This is a genomic window from Brucepastera parasyntrophica, assembly GCF_022376835.1.
GTDB lineage: Bacteria > Spirochaetota > Spirochaetia > Treponematales > Treponemataceae > Brucepastera > Brucepastera parasyntrophica.
Map to the genome: position 1 here is coordinate 691,765 of NZ_CP084606.1, position 17,804 is coordinate 709,568.

At 46.7% G+C, this 17,804-nt stretch carries 17 protein-coding genes; 1 reads left to right on the forward strand and 16 read right to left on the reverse strand.

Annotated elements, in window-relative coordinates; translation table 11 throughout:
• Genes K7I13_RS03300 through thrA form a run of 3 tightly spaced genes read right to left on the reverse strand, consistent with a single transcriptional unit; the run spans nt 1 to nt 4,504 of the window.
• On the reverse strand, nt 1–1,101 hold the full coding sequence (locus K7I13_RS03300; protein ID WP_369413721.1) for a prephenate dehydratase: 1,101 nt from the start codon (nt 1,099–1,101) through the stop codon (nt 1–3).
• Nucleotides 1,020–1,982 (reverse strand): 3-deoxy-7-phosphoheptulonate synthase, encoded by a 963-nt coding sequence (aroF, locus tag K7I13_RS03305; protein WP_255947910.1) that lies wholly within the window; start codon nt 1,980–1,982, stop codon nt 1,020–1,022. Before aroF ends, K7I13_RS03300 begins: the two co-directional genes overlap by 82 nt.
• Nucleotides 1,976–4,504: a bifunctional aspartate kinase/homoserine dehydrogenase I gene (gene thrA, locus K7I13_RS03310; RefSeq protein ID WP_255947911.1), complete on the reverse strand. Its 2,529-nt coding sequence runs from the start codon at nt 4,502–4,504 to the stop codon at nt 1,976–1,978. The genes aroF and thrA overlap by 7 nt, the downstream gene beginning before the upstream one ends.
• Nucleotides 4,505–4,820: 316 nt before the next feature.
• On the opposite strand from thrA, the gene K7I13_RS03315 reads away from it, so the two are divergent.
• A complete protein-coding gene (locus tag K7I13_RS03315; RefSeq protein ID WP_255947912.1) occupies nt 4,821–5,558 on the forward strand; it encodes a transporter associated domain-containing protein in 738 nt (245 codons plus the stop codon).
• A gap of 142 nt (nt 5,559–5,700) precedes the next feature.
• On the opposite strand, the gene K7I13_RS03320 is transcribed toward K7I13_RS03315, so the two are convergent.
• The 13 genes from K7I13_RS03320 to K7I13_RS03380 form a co-directional block, all read right to left on the reverse strand.
• Complete coding sequence (locus K7I13_RS03320; RefSeq protein WP_255947913.1) at nt 5,701–7,200, reverse strand: Do family serine endopeptidase; 1,500 nt, start codon at nt 7,198–7,200, stop codon at nt 5,701–5,703.
• Nucleotides 7,201–7,502: 302 nt separating this feature from the next.
• Nucleotides 7,503–8,267 (reverse strand): type I methionyl aminopeptidase, encoded by a 765-nt coding sequence (gene map, locus K7I13_RS03325; protein WP_255947914.1) that lies wholly within the window; start codon nt 8,265–8,267, stop codon nt 7,503–7,505.
• Nucleotide 8,268: 1 nt separating this feature from the next.
• Nucleotides 8,269–9,084 carry a J domain-containing protein gene (locus tag K7I13_RS03330; RefSeq protein ID WP_255947915.1) on the reverse strand — a complete coding sequence of 272 codons (816 nt, stop codon included), beginning with the start codon at nt 9,082–9,084 and terminating at the stop codon, nt 8,269–8,271.
• 8 nt (nt 9,085–9,092) lie between these two features.
• Nucleotides 9,093–9,503, reverse strand: a complete 411-nt coding sequence (locus tag K7I13_RS03335) for a hypothetical protein (protein ID WP_255947916.1) — start codon at nt 9,501–9,503, stop codon at nt 9,093–9,095.
• A gap of 154 nt (nt 9,504–9,657) precedes the next feature.
• On the reverse strand, nt 9,658–10,146 hold the full coding sequence (locus tag K7I13_RS03340) for a universal stress protein (protein WP_255947917.1): 489 nt from the start codon (nt 10,144–10,146) through the stop codon (nt 9,658–9,660).
• A complete protein-coding gene (locus tag K7I13_RS03345) occupies nt 10,146–10,772 on the reverse strand; it encodes a V-type ATP synthase subunit D (protein WP_255947919.1) in 627 nt (208 codons plus the stop codon). The genes K7I13_RS03340 and K7I13_RS03345 overlap by 1 nt, the downstream gene beginning before the upstream one ends.
• Nucleotides 10,773–10,774: 2 nt before the next feature.
• Nucleotides 10,775–12,181 (reverse strand): V-type ATP synthase subunit B, encoded by a 1,407-nt coding sequence (locus K7I13_RS03350; RefSeq protein ID WP_255947921.1) that lies wholly within the window; start codon nt 12,179–12,181, stop codon nt 10,775–10,777.
• 1 nt (nt 12,182) lies between these two features.
• The gene (locus K7I13_RS03355) at nt 12,183–13,985 is read right to left on the reverse strand and encodes a V-type ATP synthase subunit A (protein WP_255947923.1); all 1,803 of its coding nucleotides are present in this window, start codon (nt 13,983–13,985) and stop codon (nt 12,183–12,185) included.
• Complete coding sequence (locus K7I13_RS03360) at nt 13,982–14,626, reverse strand: V-type ATP synthase subunit E family protein (RefSeq protein ID WP_255947925.1); 645 nt, start codon at nt 14,624–14,626, stop codon at nt 13,982–13,984. Before K7I13_RS03360 ends, K7I13_RS03355 begins: the two co-directional genes overlap by 4 nt.
• A 167-nt stretch (nt 14,627–14,793) precedes the next feature.
• Nucleotides 14,794–15,135: a V-type ATP synthase subunit F gene (locus tag K7I13_RS03365; RefSeq protein WP_255947927.1), complete on the reverse strand. Its 342-nt coding sequence runs from the start codon at nt 15,133–15,135 to the stop codon at nt 14,794–14,796.
• 17 nt (nt 15,136–15,152) lie between these two features.
• Complete coding sequence (locus K7I13_RS03370) at nt 15,153–15,473, reverse strand: ATP synthase subunit C (RefSeq protein WP_255947929.1); 321 nt, start codon at nt 15,471–15,473, stop codon at nt 15,153–15,155.
• Nucleotide 15,474: 1 nt separating this feature from the next.
• Nucleotides 15,475–17,460, reverse strand: coding sequence for a V-type ATP synthase subunit I (locus tag K7I13_RS03375; RefSeq protein WP_255947931.1), 1,986 nt, complete (start codon nt 17,458–17,460; stop codon nt 15,475–15,477).
• Entirely contained in the window at nt 17,453–17,785 is a 333-nt protein-coding gene (locus K7I13_RS03380) for a V-type ATPase subunit (RefSeq protein WP_255947933.1), read from the reverse strand. The genes K7I13_RS03375 and K7I13_RS03380 overlap by 8 nt, the downstream gene beginning before the upstream one ends.
• Between the last annotated feature and the right edge of the window lie 19 nt (nt 17,786–17,804).

Below are 17,804 nucleotides of genomic sequence, written 5' to 3' on the forward strand. Positions count from 1 at the left end.
TTACTCTTTTACGGAATACAGGCCCAGTACACGCACATCAAGAATACTGTTGCCCGCCCTGTTTTTGTCTTTCATTTCAGCTATTGCGCTCCGGATCCGTTCGGCGGCAACTACGCTGGAACCGACGCCTTCCGGCAGGGTAAGGTTCGCATAAAAGCGGTACTGCCAGGGTTCACCGGGAACAGGACGGGATTCAAGCTTCGTAAGATTCAATCCATATTTTGCGAAAAGCCCGAGAACACGGTAAAGCGACCCAGGTTCATTTGCTGTTGAAAAGATAACGCTGGCTGTATTGGGCGCGGACGCAACAATTTCTCCGGTGCGGGCTATAATAACAAACCGCGTATAATTCCGGGGATTGGATTCTATTCCCGATTTCAGTATTTCAAGGTGATAAATCGGAGCGGTTGCCCCGCTTGCGATTGCGGCCCGGCTTTTATCGCCGGATTCGGCAACCATTTGGGCTGCGCTTGAAGTTGAGTCAGTTTCAATACGCTCCCAGTCAGGGTATCCGGCAAGGAAATCGCTGCATTGCGCAAGACCCTGCGGATGTGAATATACTGCCGTTATTTTATCAGGACTCGAACCTTTTACGGACAAAAGCGAGTGTTCAATTCTCATGGTGAATGTTCCGACTACTTCAATATCTTCATACCGGGCAAGGTTATCATAATTTTCATAGACTGATCCGGCCAGACTGTTTTCAATGGGAAGCATACCCAGGGAAGCCCGGCCGCTGATAACAGCATCCATTACGCCGCGGAAATTATGTTCGGCGAGGGGCGTGACGGTCTTTCCGAAATAATGCTGTATGGCCTGTTCGGCATAGGCGCCGTTTCCGCCCGAGTAAGCGCAGACAACGGGACTATGGGTGTTGACATATTCCGCTAGCGGGGATGTATAATCAAAGGCAAGAGACTCGCCGGAGTGAGACTGAGTTTTTCCCGCTTTTTCAGTATTGAAAGTCCTGTGTGAAACAGACTTCCCTATTACGGGAGCGAGAACATCTATATCCCTCATCATTTTTTCAAACTGCTCGGGATACAGGGACTGTGCGCCGTCGGAAAGGGCCTTGTCGGGACAATTATGGACTTCAACAATAAGACCATCTGCGCCGGCCGCAACCGATGCAAGAGCCATAGGGGTATTTTGTCCCGGATCCCGACTGCATGACTCGGATCAACAATAATAGGAAGATGCGTAAGGGAACGCAGAATCGGTATCGCTGAAAGGTCAAGGGTATTGCGTGTTGCCTTTTCATAGGTCCTGATACCCCGTTCGCAAAGGATTACGTCATTTGTTCCGCCCGCGAGAAGATATTCGGCCGCCATAAGCCACTCTTCAATGGTGGCCGAAATGCCGCGCTTCAGCATAACCGGCTTCCCAAGAACAGCGACCTTTTTCAGAAGTTCAAAGTTCTGCATATTACGGGCGCCAATCTGATAAACATCAACATAGTCTTCCATCACAGGAATATTTTCAGCAGAAACAATTTCCGTTACAACCGGAAGACCGTATGCATCTCCGGCTTCACGGAGATAGCGCAGCCCTTCTTTACCCAGTCCCTGAAAAGCATAAGGGCTGGTACGGGGTTTATACGCGCCGCCCCGGAGCATCACGGCACCCGAATCCGAAATTTTCGCGGCGATTTCCATCATCTGTTCCCGGGACTCAACCGCACAGGGACCCGCAATTACCGCGAGCCGGTTTCCGCCGATTTTAACTCCCCGTATGTCAATAACCGTATTATCCCGTTTGTACTCCCGGGAAGCCATTTTATACGGTTTTGAAATGGGAATTACGCGCTGAACTCCAACAAGTACTTCCACTTCGCGGGGATCAATACTGACATGCCCAACCGCGCCGAAAATTGTTTCTTCATCTCCGGTAATTTCATTTACCCTGAGTGAATTCTTCTCAAGAAAAGACCTTATACGTTGTTTATCATCTTCCCGTATATTTTTTTCCAGAACTATTACCATACTGCTGTCCTTAATATATCTGCGAGAATGCCTGCCGCAGTAACATCAGCTCCTGCGCCATATCCGTGTATTACCAATGGAATTGGGGAATAATATTTTGTAGTGAAAACATAAGCGTTTTCGCCGCCGCCAATCTGCGCGAGAGGATCGCCCAATGCAACCGGCATGGGGCCTGCCCATATCTGCGGACTGGCCTCCCCGGTTTCGGAAATGGTAGCAACGTAACGGAGTTTTGTTCCCTCATTTTTCAGATTATCTATCCATGCGGAAAAGTATGAATCAACAGAAGAAAGCCGCCCCATAAATTCCGCAGGAGATCCTGATATGTCAAAATTTTCAGGAAATATGGAGGTAACTTTTATGTCTTCGAGTTCAAGGGAATAACCCGCTTCACGGGCAAGAATAAGCGTTTTCCGTGTAATATCCATGCCCAGAAGATCATCCCGCGGATCGGGTTCGGTAAAACCTTTTTCCCGGGCTTCCAGAACAGCCTGGGAAAAGAGCGCGCCCTCCTCAAGCCTGCCGAAAATATAAGACATTGAACCTGACATGATTCCCGAAAATTTAATAAGGGAATCGCCTGAGTGAATCATATTCCGGAAGGTGTTGATAATAGGGAGGCCCGCGCCGACATTGGTTTCATACAGGAACTGCTTTCTGTTTATAACCATGGCCGTACGGATTGAACGGTAAAAATCCATTGAGGAGGCATTGGCCAGCTTATTCGGCGTCGCTATGTTCATGCCGGCCGCGAAAATATCGGAATACCGTTCCGGCAGGGTAAATGCCGCCGAACAGTCTATAAATACAGGATTGAGGGGTTTTTCTGCCCTGACGAAATCAAGCAGAACATCAACCGATGTCTGTTCATCAGAACGGCTCAAAAGGTCTTTCCATTTTTCAAGACTGATTCCGGATTTGGCGATTACCATTTTATGTGAATCCGCGATTCCCCATACCTGCAGATCAATATGGTTTTTTTTCAGTTCCTGCTGCTGATTATGGATCTGGTCAAGAAGCTTCGACCCCACAGTACCGACACCGAAAAGAAAGGCTTCGATAGTCTGCATGGTTTTGAAAAAATACCGGTGCGTGATCCGGACAGCCTTATCGCCGTCTTCCTCGGCCACAACCGTACTTATTGACCGTTCGGATGAACCCTGGGCAATTGCCTGAATATTAATGCCGCCGAAGGCAAGCGCGGAAAAAAAAGTCCCGGCTACGCCCTTCCGCTGCCGCATCCCGTCGCCGACAATTGATACAATTGCCATATCCTTCATTATTGAAATCTGGTTTATAAGGTTTTCCCTGATTTCGAGCGCAAACTCATTTTGAAGCGCATGCTTTACATCTTTTGCTTCCGAAGCCCGGACACAAAAACTGATGGTATATTCAGAACTGGATTGGGTTATCAGAAGAATGGACGCGCCGGACCTGCTCACCGCGCTGAAAAGCCTTGCTGCCGTCCCCTTTTTTCCTCTCAGCCCGCTTCCCGATACGCTTATGAGAGCGGTATTTTTCAGACAGGTTATGCCCCGGACCGGGCCCGCGAGAGGATCCTGCGGAATGGTATTTGCCGATGCAATCCGTGTGCCGCGGGCGTCAGGATTAAAACTGTTGAGACTCCAGGTTTCAATTCCGCAGGCAGCGATAGGCGAAATAGTTTTCGGATGCAAAACCTTGGAACCGAAAAAAGAAAGTTCCATGGCTTCCTCATAGGAAATGTCATTCACTAAAACGGCATCCGGAACAATTCTGGGGTCTGCGGTAAAAATTCCGTCAACATCCGACCATATTTCAAGTTTTTCCGCTCCCAGGCCAAGAGCCATCAGCGCGGCTGAAAAATCGGAACCGTTTCTTCCCAAAAGCGAAGGTTTACCGGAAACATCGGAGCTGATAAAGCCCGGCGCAAGGAGTATATGAGCGCCTTCATTTCGTAGAGGGGAAAAGTTTTCCTCAATTTTATCAATAACCGGATCGCCTTCCCTCAGCAATCCTTCCGTGACAATATATTTTCTGCTGTCCAGAACTTCGACATCTTCACCGCGGCGCCGGAGAACTTCCGCAAAAACAGGCACACAGAGCTGTTCGCCAAGTCCCATAATGCGGCATTCGACCGTATCCGGACATTCTCCAAAGGCCGCAACAGCCGCTAACAGACGGCCATACTCCTGATAATATTCCTGGAGAACAGCCTGAACGGAAGAGGCGTCGAATTCCGGAAGCACTGACTGCAAATCGGAAATAATATCATCATGGACCTGTTTAACCGATTGGACAATTTCGCCGGTATTGACAAAGGTTCCCGCCTGGGAACGGGTCAGGACAGGACTCTCCGGACCGGCAGAAAAAAACGCCTGCGAGAGTTGAATACTTTCCTGAAGACGGTTTGAAATTCCACCCACCGCCGAAACTATAACTCCCAAACGGTTATTTTCTGATCTTTTACAGATTATATCAGCAGAATTCATCATCCTTGCGGCATTTCCCATAGAAGTACCGCCAAATTTCATTACCAGCATATGTCCCTCTTACGGGCAATACAAAAAACAGCGCCCGATGAATCTGAATAATATCTTATAAGAAAATTTTATTCTAGGGGCGAGTGCATATTTATACATATTTTTTGTATTTTTACTTGTTTTTATAAAACTGAAATCCCCGTTATTTTATACAGACAGTTTAAGCTTTTGCGGACTAACCTGAATTGACTGTCAATAAACAACAGAGGGAAAAGCATATCGCTGACAAACCGGCAAATATATTATATATTATTCATATAGAGTATTTTATTTTTTCCATTTCCTGGCAGTGATCAAATTGACGGAGAACACTGATATGTGTGCATTTCACAAAAAAAACAAAGAATCAGGGGTAGAAACGGTCGAAGGAATCTTTTTGCCGGCATACCGGAAAATAGGGTCCTGTATGGTTCACCGGCCGGATATCATCTGGATAGACGCGTCAAAAAAGAAAGAAGAAATCACCCCGATTATTACGGAAAACCGGGAAATTGCGTATTTTCCGGTCTGTTCCGGTACGATTGATTCAGTACTCGGGGTGTTAAGCGCGAGGGATTTTCTCGCATCTCTTCTTGAGTCTGAATGGCCCGGGCTGAAAAAACTGGTAAAAAAACCGGTATATTTACCGGAAACAGTAAGCATAGTTAAAACTCTTGGCGTTATTGCCAATACAGAATCTTCGCTGGTATTTATTATTGACGAGTACGGCGGTATTGAAGGTCTTGTAACAAAGAACGGCCTTGTTACGGAAATTCTGGAAGACATATCCGATGATACTTCGGAAGGCGATCCGGATATTTTCCAGCGTGAAGACGGGAGCTGGCTGGTAAGCGGACAGGTGCGCATGGATGAACTGCCTGAAGCCATTACCCTCCCCGCGGCGCCGAATTCGGGCAATGAATATTATACTCTCGCGGGCTATCTTCTTTCGGTCAGGGGAAGCATTCCCAAAACCGGCGACAGAATAACGGCAGGAGATTATATCTGCGAAATTGTTGATATGGACGGTCACCGTATTGATAAAGTTCTGATCTCAAAGACATCCGACAGTTAACGGCGCGGCAGAGTCCGTTTTTTCCGCAGGAATAAGTTTCACGGATCCTGCGCTGTTTTAGAATAAAAAAGCCTGTTCCGGAAACTTCACGTTTGCGGAGCAGGCTTTTTATCAAATTACATTATTGCAGGCATTCCGCGCCTTATTTTTTATACCTCATTGTTGACACGGTATGTCCGTCCCGAAGCACATCAAACCAGAATTCCCTGGCTGTCTTGTCCGAAAGTTTATTATAAAAATCAGCGATATCCGCGACCGGCTTACCGTTTACAGCTGTAATAATATCGCCCGACTGCAGGCCCATGACAGCGGCGGGGCTTTTTGCCTGGACATTCGCAACTACAACACCTTTCTGGTTGGCGTCCAGTTTGAGTCTGTCTGTGATATCTTTTGTTATCTGGTAGGGAATAAACCCGGGCCATAACTTGCTTGAATCCGCTACCTGTTTTTCGTCCCGTTCACCGATTGTAACAGTGACATCCATTTCCTTCTTGTTTCTTACAATACGGAATTTCACAACACTGCCGCTTGCCAGATCGCCGATATCGCGGACGAGCTGATCAACCGACCGGACTTCCTTGTCATTCATTGCAATGACCAGATCGCCCGGGAGGATTCCGCCCTTATCGGCCGGAGAATTAATAAAGACCTGCGAGGCAAGCGCGGCCTTTTTATTATCGGCTACGCCAAGAGCGGTAAGCGTTTCTTTGTCGGCGTTCATAAGCGATACGCCAAGCCAGCCGTACTTGACTTTCCCGCCGGAAATAAAATCATCAACAGCTTTTTTGACATTATTAATCGGAATTGAAAAACCCAGACCTTGGGAACCGCCGGAAGAGGAGGCTATCCATGAATTGATCCCGACTATTTCCCCGTAAATATTTACCAGGGGACCGCCGGAATTTCCCTGATTTATCGCTGCATCGGTCTGAATAAAATCATTAATGTTATTGTTCGGACCGCCGCTGCGTCCTACCGCGCTGACAACTCCCTGAGTAAGGGATGAAACATATCCGAGAGGAGAACCGACGGCAAATACAATGTCGCCTGGCTGGACAGTGTCCGAATCGCCCATGCGCGCAACAGGAATGGAAGAATCATCCGATTCAAAAGATACAAGAGCTATATCCTTCCGTTCATCAGCGCCGACCAACTTGCCAGTGTATTCGCGTCCGTCATGCATACGGATGTAGATTTCATTTGCGGCCCCGGCCACGTGCTGGTTTGTCAAAACATAATATGTTTTTCCTGCTTTCCGGACAATTACACCGGATCCCAGACCTTCAGTTCTGTATTCGCGTTTATTGGAATCGCTTTCCCCGTCCTTCTCGCCGCGGGGATTGCCAAAAAAGAACCATGGAAAATCCCTGAACGGATTATTCTGAACGGTCCGCATTTCAACAACATCAAGGGTTACTACTGCAGGAAGAATCGCAGTTGCGACAGAACGGTTTGCATTCTGCATTTGTTCTAGAAACGCAATGGATTCCTCAGAAACCGTTGGGGTCACTATTGTATCCGCATAGGCGGTTTGAGCTGTGCCCGGTACACTCAGGCAGACAAAAACGCCCAGGGAAAAACATAAAAGTGCCCCTGCCGCAATTAAAAGGGCATTTTTCGTTTTTTTTGTAATTGAACTCATCCGACTCCTCCTGAAAAACTGTAAAATGTAATAGTAGGTAATGTCAAAATAAAACAGATTTTATGGTCCAAATTATACAGCAGACGGAAAATATAGTACCGGAAGCCATATGTATGAATTCCGGACAATCTGCCGGATCAAAAATACTGTTTATACAGAGCCTCTTTCAAAACTCGGTTAATTTTGAAAGAGGCTCTGTATATATAAAATAATAAAAAAACAAAAATAAGTTACAGAATATAACTATTATTTATATTTACAAAAAGATAAAACCGGTCTGTCTTCCCGAATATGAATCCGGCTTATGCTTCACCCGGATTCAGGACTGTGAGGACTTCCGTATGATCGGGAAATACCGCGACAGTATGTTCCATGTGGCAGGAAACACTTCCGTCAGCGGTTACAACAGTCCAGTCATCATCAAGCAGATCCACGTCGCCTGTTCCCATATTTATCATAGGCTCTATGGCCAGGACCATCCCGGGAACGATTCTTGGGTTCGGACCGCCACGTGAAGGAACATTCGGAATCTGGGGGTCTTCATGGACCTTTAACCCGACGCCGTGGCCGCAGTATTCATGGACAACGCCGAAACCGGCGGCATCGGCGATATCAAACACTGCGCGGGAAATATCACTGATACGGTTTCCGGCCCTGCAGGCTTCAATTCCGGCCTTGAGGCAGTCTGCTGTAACGGAAAGAAGTTTCTGTTTTTCCGGTGAAACAGGACCAACCGGTACGGTTACCGCGGAATCACTGATGTATCCGCCGAGATCTATGCCTATATCAATAGAAACAAAATCGCCATTTTTAATGATACGTTTAGCGGAGGGAATGCCATGAATCACCTCATCATTTACGGAAATGCAGGCAGCCCCGGGGAAATTCTGAGAATACCACGCGGGAATTCCGCCGATTGATTTGATAAAATCAACACAGAATTTATCAAGCTCACCAGTTGAAATTCCTTCACGAACCCTCGGTATCAGTGCCTGGTAAAGCCGGGCAAGGGCTTTGCAGGATTTTCTTATTCCATCAATCTGTTTTTCATTTTTTATGCGGATCATTTTAAACCTCCAGGCGGCGGCGCAGGGTACGGACACCGCTCAGCGCGGGATCAAGTTCCATAGCTTTTGCAAGGCAAAGTCTCGCCGTATACTTATCGCCTATTCTTTCATAGCAGCCGGCCATTAATTTGAGAATATACGCATCATCTTTTTTTCCGAGCTGAAGCTCGAGGGCGGTCTCGAGGCTATCAAGCATAAGCTCATCGGAAATAGTATGCAGCAGTTTGTTTTTAATTATATCCCGGGTAAAAATCAGTACTTCAGGAAAAAAATGCCTGAAATACGGCTTTTTCTGTTCAAGAAAAATAATTTCCGCAAGGAGCAGAAAAGCTTCATAATAATCTGCGCGCAGGGCAAGTTCTTCAGCCAGAATAAAACCACAGTCCATAAAATCTTCACGGTCAAAATACTGCGAAAGAATAAATCCCGACTGGCTTTTACGCTGTTTTTGAAATTCCTGGACTGCCTCTTCTTCCAAATCATGAAGCAGATCAAAAAAAATAAGCTTTGCCCGGCTCTCTTTATCGTCCCGGTTCATTAACCACAGCCGGTAATCAAACCTGTCATCACTATCCGAGGCTTTACGGGTTTTCCTGAATTTGGTATACAGTACGTCAAATTCGGCGCGCTGTTCGGAATCGGATAAGGTTTTGTAAGCATGAATAAGTTCACGCATGCGGGCGTCACTGTTGGAAGAAAGTTTTGTATTTTCGGGAATATCAGGATGAATTTCCTTTGCCCGTATCCTGAACGCCCGTTTTATTTCAGCGGCGGACGCCGAGGAGGTCACTCCGAGGATCTGATAACAGTCATTCACAATAGTATTCAACCCAGTTTTTTACCGACATATGCGGCATGGTCGGCATCCTTAATCACTTCAAAATAATCGAGCTTTACCCCTTCTTTTTCCATAACACGCATAAGATTGCGGCAGGTCTTTTCAGTTGAGAATCCGCTTTTTATGACAAGAGCGGCCCCCTTTTTACCGGCAACGCTTCCTGACGACGAAAAAAACTCGGAAACGCGGGGAGGAACAGTTCCCCCGAAAAGCCCCGCAGGTTTTATAAGCACCGTAATATAATCATAAATTGTTATTTTCATATATTCCATATCCTGTAATCCGCTTATCAGCTCGGCCTGATGTCCCTGCCGCTGGGCGCTGTTTACAAGATTTTCAGCAATACGTTTTGATTTGTTATCGTTAGCCGGACAGAATGATATAAGTGCAATCCGCATTATTACTCCGCAAATGAATGAGATTTTTTCAAAATATCAGCTTTTGAAAAATTTCCACAGATTCGGGACACCCCTGCCCCGAAAAAACTGTTATATATATTTACCTTTTATTAAAACCCCGAAAAGGTACTAAATGTTACCCGGTTCATGCTTTTTAAGCCAGCTTGTACAGCTGTTCTATCATCTTTTCCTTAACCATTAATACGGAACAGCGCGCATTCATTAATATAAAACGGTATGTTGATGAAAGCATATCTTTCTGGTCCGTCATTGTTTTATCATAACCGCCAAGCAGAATGGCGTCGGCTTTTTTTTCTTCCGCGCTTGCGACAATTTCCGACCAGACAGCTCCATAACGAAGCTCGGTTTCTATTGTTACGCCTTTTTCTTTGCCCAATTCACTGATATATGAAAGATAATGGCGTCCGTTTTCATCAAGGCTTTGCTCATATGCCGTTCCCTCTTCTTCAATGAAGATTCGGTTGAGCGTGAGCTGTTTTATGGTAGCTGTGTCAACGACATATACGGCATAAACACGGCAACGGTATAACTTTGCCATCAGGATCGCATATCTTACCGCATTGATTGAAGCCTCAGTGCCGTTTACCAATACAAGAACGTTCTGAAAAAGGGGCTTAATCATTATAGCATGCCTCCGTTTTTGGATTTGAGTGCTTTAAGAACAAAAATATTTTCCCGTTCCCGTTCTTCAAGTACGCTTTCAATATACACTTTTGCTTCCTGCGCCTGCGGTATAACCTGCTTGTCAAGCGCGTTTACCCGCCGCTGTGTTTTTTTTACTTCACGGGCGAGACGCCAGACAATGGTCCGTATTGAAGCCATCTCTGTAAGCAGCCGGAGCAGTTCGAAGAATTCTACCATGACTTTATCACAATCTGCAAATGAATTCAGATAAGACCAGGAAAGATGCGGTTTCGGAAGTTCAACGCTGATGCTTGAAAAGGTCATTCCCGCGAGAATAACCCGTTTTTCAGTAAAATTAAAATCATAGGAAACAGCCCGCGCAAGCTGCTCGACACGGTCCCGTCCGACAGACATATACATACGCTTGAGGGTCGGATAGCTTTTGTTTATCTGTTTTTCGATATCATTTTCCAGCAGCTTCACTTTTTCAACCATCTGCATGAGTTCCATGACCAGAATTTCACGTTTCTGTTCCAGCAATTCATAGCCGTCTTTTGCTATGGCAAGCTGCTCTTTGACTGCGAGAAGGTTTGATTTTGTCGGAGCAATATTAACCTGTGCCATATTTATAAATCCCTATCAGCCGGTTTTTTATCCAGGGCAGGCTGCATATATTTTTCAAAAAATTCAGGTTTGATCCGGTACAGTTCACCCCGGGGAAGAAGAGACAGAAGCCTCCAGCCAATATCAAGCGTTTCATCTATTGAACGGTTTTCAAACTCACCCTGAGAAAGGAACCTATGCTCAAACTGTTCCCCAAATTTGAGATACTGGCGGTCCGCATCAGAGAGTTCTTCTTCGCCTATTATTGCGGCAAGGTTTCTGATGCTTTTTACCTTGGAATATGATGAAAACAGCTGTTCGGAAACATTTTTATGATCTTCCCTTGTCATGCCCGGACCTATTCCGTCCTTCATAAGACGGGAAAGGCTCGGCAGTCCGGCAACCGGAGGATACACGCCTTTCTGAAAGAGTTCCCGGTCAAGAACAATCTGTCCTTCAGTAATATATCCGGTAAGATCAGGTATCGGATGGGAAATATCATCATTGGGCATGGTCAGGATCGGAATCTGGGTTATTGATCCTGTTGACCCCTTTATTTTTCCGGCCCGTTCGTATAATTCCGCAAGATCTGAATACAGATACCCCGGATAACCTTTCCGCCCGGGGACCTCACCGCGGGTTGTGGAAATTTCCCGAAGCGCCTCACAATAGTTGGTCATATCGGTCATTACAACAAGAACATGCTTGCCTTTTTCATAGGCGAGATATTCCGCGGTTGTCAGGGCGCACCTCGGCGTAATAATACGCTCAATTGAAGGAGCATCAGCAAGGGAAAGGAACATGGCGACCCGGGAGAGAACGCCTGATTTTTCAAAGGTATCTATGAAAAAACGCGCGACATCATATTTTATCCCCATTCCGGCAAACACCATAACAAATTCTTCATCGGCGGACAGAATTTTTGCCTGCCGGATAATCTGGGCGGTAATTTTGTTGTGCGGAAGTCCGTTTCCGGAAAAAACCGGGAGTTTCTGGCCCCGGATCAGGGTATTCATTCCGTCAATGGAAGAAATTCCGGTTTGGATAAAATCGCGCGGATAAATGCGGGCATAGGGATTAATCGGATAACCGTTAACATTTACCTTTTTTGAAGCATATATTTCAGGGTAGCCGTCAATCGGTTTTCCGAGTCCGTTAAATATACGGCCCATCAATCCTTCGGAAACCCGCAATTCCATCGGTGTTTCGAGAAATTCAACCGTTGTTTCTTCCAGACTCAGTCCGGAAGTGGAACCGAAAATCTGGACAACACAGTATTTTTCAGACATATCGATAATCCGTCCGGTCCGGATTTTCCCGCTGTTATCCCGTACAGCGGTGATTTCCCCGAAAGAAACATCTTCCCTGCGGTTTACAATAATTATGGGGCCGTCAACTGATGCTATCCCCCGGTATTCGACTCCTGTCATGCTATATCACCGCCTTCCGGTATATCCGTTCGAGTTCATCCAGCTGCTGATCCATTTCTTTTTCAACATCTGAAATTCCTGCTATATTATCATTTGTATAGGTTGTTTTTATGCGGATAATATCTTCACGGCATGGAAGTCCCACAATTTTAATGAGCGGACAGCCGTTTTTGATAATAAGATTTGCCCTGTCATAAAATTTCATCATAATTGACAGAATCATGATCTGCTTTTCAGGAACTGAATACATATCAATATCATCAAAGGCGCTCTGCTGGAGAAACCCGTTTTTAATCATTTCAGCAACGACAAGAATGATCCGTTCGGTATCAGGCAGAGCATCAGGGCCTATAAGTCTTACAATCTGCTGGAGCCGCTGTTCGCGCTTGAGTAATTCAAGAGCCGCAACCCGGACCTGATTCCAGCGGGGGTCAAGACGGTCCCACCAGGGTTTGATTTCATCCGCATATTCCGAATAGGAGTCCGTCCAGCTTATCGCAGGATAATGCCTCGCGTTGGCAAGTTCCCGGTCAAGCGCCCAGAAACAGCGTATAAACCGTTTGGTGTGCTGGGTTACCGGCTCGGAAAAGTCCCCGCCGGGCGGAGAAACGGCTCCGATAATTGATACGGACCCCTGTTCCTTATTCAGGGAAGAAACCCGCCCTGCCCGTTCGTAGAATTCGGCCAGCCGTGTCGGGAGATACGCGGGGAAGCCTTCTTCGGCCGGCATTTCCTCCATGCGGCCTGAAAGCTCCCGGAGGGCTTCCGCCCACCGGCTGGTTGAATCAGCCATAACGGCAACGGCCATTCCCATATCACGGTAATATTCGGCAAGGGTAATTCCCGAGTAAAGAGAAACTTCACGGGCCGCTACCGGCATATTCGAAGTATTTGCAATTAATATGGTACGTTCCATCAGGGAACGGTTTGTTCTGGGGTCAATAAGTTCAGGAAATTCGGTGAGAACATCAGTCATTTCATTTCCGCGTTCACCGCAGCCGATATACACGATAATATCGACATCGCACCATTTGGCAATCGCGTGCTGGGTCATGGTCTTTCCCGTACCAAAACCGCCCGGAATTGCGGCCGTACCTCCCTTTGATATGGGGAAAAAGACATCAATAACTCTCTGTCCGGTAATCAGGGGATCCGATACGGTCAGTTTTTCAAAAAACGGTCTGGCTTTGCGGACTGGCCAGTAATGGGCGAGATACAGGGACTCGTCAAGCTCTGTTTTCGCTACAACATCAGTAATTGTATAATCGCCTTCATCGGCTATCCAGACTATGGTTTTTCCACGTATATCGGCAGGGACCATAATCTTATGGAGAACGGATGATGTTTCCCGCACAGTACCAACCGGCATGCCGGGATATATTGATTTATTTCCATCCGAAAGGATGTCCTTTTCAGGAACAAAATGCCACTTTTTTGTGGTATCAAGAGGCTCGCTCCGGGCGCCTGGAAGAAGAAACACACCGGTCGAATCAAACAGGGATTCAAGAGGACGCTGGATACCATCATAAATAGTACCTATCAGGCCGGGACCAAGCCGCACTGAAAGAGGCCGGCGCAGACAGGTTACTTTTTCACCAATATGCATGCCCGTATCATCTTCATATACCTGTATTGTAGCGATTCCATCTTTAAGTCTGATAATTTCGCCTATCAGGGCAGCTTCACCGACATTGACAACATCATATAAGCCGCAGGCTTCCAGTCCTTCGGCAAATACTATAGGGCCCGATATACGAATAACCCTTCCTGTTATTACACCGGATATGGTTTCGGTATTAGTCATTCAGGCAACCTCCCGGACTGCAGAATTTCCCCGCCAAGAAGATTTTCCGCAAGTTCCTGCCGTTTTGTCATTAGAATATTATAAGTCAGTTCTTCCATTGTTGCCCTGCAAATTATACCATGATCGGCTGATTCCACAAAAATGCCCGATGAAAACCCGAGTTCAAGCGCCCGCTTTTCCGGTATTTCCGTGACATTCTCAACGGAATCCGGTCCGAAAACAGCTTCCAGAATTTTTTTTACATTTTTCACGGTAAAGCCATGAAATACCGCTGAAATTTTCCGGCCCGCAAGAACTGATTTATATTTCGCGAGGAGGCTTTTCAAAAGCAGTATCTGTCTGTCTTCTCCCATTTCACGGAACCATGCCGAAAGCGCATTATGGACGGAAATATCGACAAAGGAAACCAGCAGACGCTGTTTTTCAAGGGGAATGGCTGAATCGGTATCTTTCCGGTATGCGTCTATTTTTTTCGCGTACTCCTGTTCTTTTGCCTTTCTGATGTGTTCAATACGTTCGGAAACATTCGCGGCAATTTGCCGGGCGTCATTTTCACTGGCTTTAAGAATTTTCTCGGCCTTCCGGCGGGCTTCTTCCTGAATCTCCCGGTCAAGGCTTTCTGTCGAACGAAGTTCTTCCATAAAATTAACCACTCTTAACAAACGGCGTCCATATCAAACCGTACAGACAGCCGGTTTTATAATTTGCGGAAAACCCGTTCTAAAAGGCGGGGTTTCCGCTTACAGCAGTACGCATCAGCGTAAAAACGGAAGCATCTTTCGTCACATAAGGAAAGATACTCAAAATATTATACATGAATACCGATTGCGTCGCGGATCGCTTCCGTCAGCGATTTTCTGTCCGGTAAATGCCCATGCAATCCCGGGATTTCAACAATCAGCGGATATTCAGTTCCCATCTGCCAATTGCTGACTTCTTCTCCCAGCATTGATGAAACATCTTCCGTCAGAATAAGTATGCGGGGCCGCTCCTCAACCGACGGTGTACCGCCGGCAAGCATATTGCCCCGTCCGGTCACACGGAAAAACGCGTCCCGGGCTTCCTCCGGAGTATTCGCTATAATGCCGTTAACTCCGACAAGGGCAAAGGCTAATACCAGTTCCCGCTCACCAATAAAACAGTATTTCACTCATTAATTCCCGGTTATTACAGCAGAATAATCAGAAGGGCAACCAAAAAACCCCACAGACATATACCTTCCGCAAGGCCGACAAAGGGCAGGGCCTTTCCGGAAAGCTCCGAATTCTCGCTCATAGCGCCCATTGCAGCGGCGCCGATACGGCCGACCGCCATTCCGCCGGCAATACAGGCAATCCCTACCGCCAGGGCAGCAGCAAGATACTTGAAAGCGGACACAGTTGAATCAACGGTTCCTGCTGTCGCTGCCGCAGCTTCTTCTGCAGCGAACATCATGCCAACCATACCGATAAGCAGAAAAACAACAGCAATAATTTTTTTTCGGTTCATCCTAATTCTCCTTATATTTGAATCGGAACGGCTTGAATTCCTTTCCGGTTTCTGTAAAAAATTTCGAGAAAAACTCATAATACTGCAAGCGAATAACCTGTATGGCTACAATCAAACCTTCGAGAACAATAATGACCAGATTTCCAAAAATACTGACAAGTATTCCGAAAGGAGGAAGCGCATTGTTTACGAGCGTAGTCATTGTAAACACAATATAGCTTAATACGGCGTGGGAAAGCGCAAAAGCGCCGACACGCAAAAAGCTGATCGAATTTGAAATATAGGTTGAAACAACTTCCAGAAGCTCGACAATACCTTCGATAATAGCCGAAAACAGTCCGTTTTCAAGTACCGGACGTTTTCCTTCAATTAGCCGGGTCAAAGGTTCCGCAAAGAAAATTCCCAGAAGAGGTGTTACAACGAGTACAATATCAAACCACCGTATTCCGGTGTGGGTAACCAGAATGCGGACAGCGGCAAAAATAATATACCAGAAAAACCATGCGCCGCAGATACCTGTTTTACTGAAAATAGCCTTCGCCGGTTTTTTAAGCATAAACTGGTTGACAATATTAATAACCAGTCCAATTGAATTGATAATAAAACCTATCAGAAGGGTGAAACCGAAAAAGAGCAGGAGCTTATCCATCGAATTGGCGGAAGGCATCAATTCGAGAATACGGTCATGAGGTGTTCCGAACAGGCCCGTCACCCACCGTCCGAAAGGAATCAGAAGTTCCTCATTCGCGAAAACCGTGCCGGTGAGAAGACCCATAACCATACTGGAACAACCGATGGCAATAAAAATCGGGGCAAAATGCTGCCACTTCCGCAGCGCGTTTACTTTTTTTGTCTGCATAATAAGCCCGAGAAGGAAAAAAACGAACCCCTGCCCCAGGTCGCCGAACATTATGCCGAAAAGGAGTGTAAAGAAGAAGGCGACTATAGGAGTCGGATCAATAGTCCCGTACAAAGGGGCGCCGTAACTGAAAATCATCCGCTCAAAACTTTTCACCAGCGGACCGTGTTTGTACTGCACCGGGACCTTTTCATGGCCGTTTTTTACGGAAGGGACCTCATCCGGTGTATAGGCGCGGATCGCGATCCGTCCTTCAGTCAGATTATCCAGGTCCTTCATCAGGGTCGCACAGTCGGGAGCGGAAATCCATCCCAAAACCCTGTATACCAGCTGTGTCGCTTCAAGCCCGTTGCGGACCTGCTGAACCTGCGCACCCAGGGAAAAAGCCTGGAGGAGCCGGAGCAGTTCAGAGGAATGGGTTTCAGCGTATCTCTTTCTTTCAAGGGTGAGATTGTCCGTGTCGCGGGAAGTCTCATTGACCTGCGTACGAAGTCCTTCAAGAACATCATCCGGAACACCTTTAAAATCCTTTGGTATTTCAAGGGGAACAAACCCGAACCTCTTCAGTTCGGAATCAAGAGCGAATCTTCCTTTTTTTGAAGAAGCCGCGAGGATTCTGCTGTTGTCCTCTCCGAGCGGGACTACGACGGCCCGGTCGGAAAGAGCAAATTTCAGTTCATCAACCATTGAAGGATCAATTTTTCCTACGCGCATGGTTAAAAAGGTTAAATGTTCGAGTTCGGTGTAGGCAACCTTAAGATTTGCAAAGGCCCTTGCTTCATCATAAGCCTCCGCCACTCGTTTCTGGCGGTCAACGGCCGCGGTCTCGCGGGTGCGAAGATCTTCCACATCTTCCATTATTTTTTTTGCCGCAGCAAAATCTTTTTCAGTAGGCAGGGTAATATCTTCTGCGTATTCATGGGCATCGGGAATTCCGAGATATGTTCTGCATGCGTGCAGCTTATCCAGGAAGTCGCTGTCGTGGGAAGGGACAGGGGCGGCGCTAACTTCTTCTCCCTGGCTTTGCATTTCAAAATTCGAGCGCCGGCCAAGATATTCCAGAACCTTGTCAATATCCTGACGGAGTATCATTAATTCTACAAGCTTCATTGTAGTTGTCTTAAACATCCTGGGGCCCCTCCATAAATTCTCTCATCTGAGTTTCCGTGGTGCCGAGGCGAAGACCCTCTACTGCAACGCGTATCATTTGCTGCTCCAACTGTTGTATCTTAAAAAAGGAAACCAAAACCCCTGCCGTAAAAGGATGCTGATGAAACCTCACCATTGCAAGATGATACAGATATTTGTCCGAGGCAAACTGCATCCAGCGGGGATCAGCCTCCCAGGGAACACCTTCTTCATAGGGGTTTAGAAGCCATTTGTATTTCCATGATTCCCATTCAGGTCTGGAATCGACCGGCTTTGATAATGCCGCCAGCGCTGGCTGGCACAAAATCGAGAACTCTTCTTTT

Coding starts and splice junctions, on each gene's coding strand:
- K7I13_RS03360 (WP_255947925.1), bottom strand. CDS start 14,626: ATGGAAGAACTTCGTTCGACAGAAAGCCTTGACCGGGAGATTCAGGAA.
- K7I13_RS03320 (WP_255947913.1), bottom strand. CDS start 7,200: ATGAGTTCAATTACAAAAAAAACGAAAAATGCCCTTTTAATTGCGGCA.
- K7I13_RS03355 (WP_255947923.1), bottom strand. CDS start 13,985: ATGACTAATACCGAAACCATATCCGGTGTAATAACAGGAAGGGTTATT.
- K7I13_RS03340 (WP_255947917.1), bottom strand. CDS start 10,146: ATGATTAAGCCCCTTTTTCAGAACGTTCTTGTATTGGTAAACGGCACT.
- thrA (WP_255947911.1), bottom strand. CDS start 4,504: ATGCTGGTAATGAAATTTGGCGGTACTTCTATGGGAAATGCCGCAAGG.
- K7I13_RS03350 (WP_255947921.1), bottom strand. CDS start 12,181: ATGACAGGAGTCGAATACCGGGGGATAGCATCAGTTGACGGCCCCATA.
- map (WP_255947914.1), bottom strand. CDS start 8,267: ATGATCCGCATAAAAAATGAAAAACAGATTGATGGAATAAGAAAATCC.
- K7I13_RS03375 (WP_255947931.1), bottom strand. CDS start 17,460: ATGTTTAAGACAACTACAATGAAGCTTGTAGAATTAATGATACTCCGT.
- K7I13_RS03345 (WP_255947919.1), bottom strand. CDS start 10,772: ATGGCACAGGTTAATATTGCTCCGACAAAATCAAACCTTCTCGCAGTC.
- K7I13_RS03335 (WP_255947916.1), bottom strand. CDS start 9,503: ATGCGGATTGCACTTATATCATTCTGTCCGGCTAACGATAACAAATCA.
- aroF (WP_255947910.1), bottom strand. CDS start 1,982: ATGGTAATAGTTCTGGAAAAAAATATACGGGAAGATGATAAACAACGT.
- K7I13_RS03315 (WP_255947912.1), top strand. CDS start 4,821: ATGTGTGCATTTCACAAAAAAAACAAAGAATCAGGGGTAGAAACGGTC.
- K7I13_RS03370 (WP_255947929.1), bottom strand. CDS start 15,473: ATGAACCGAAAAAAAATTATTGCTGTTGTTTTTCTGCTTATCGGTATG.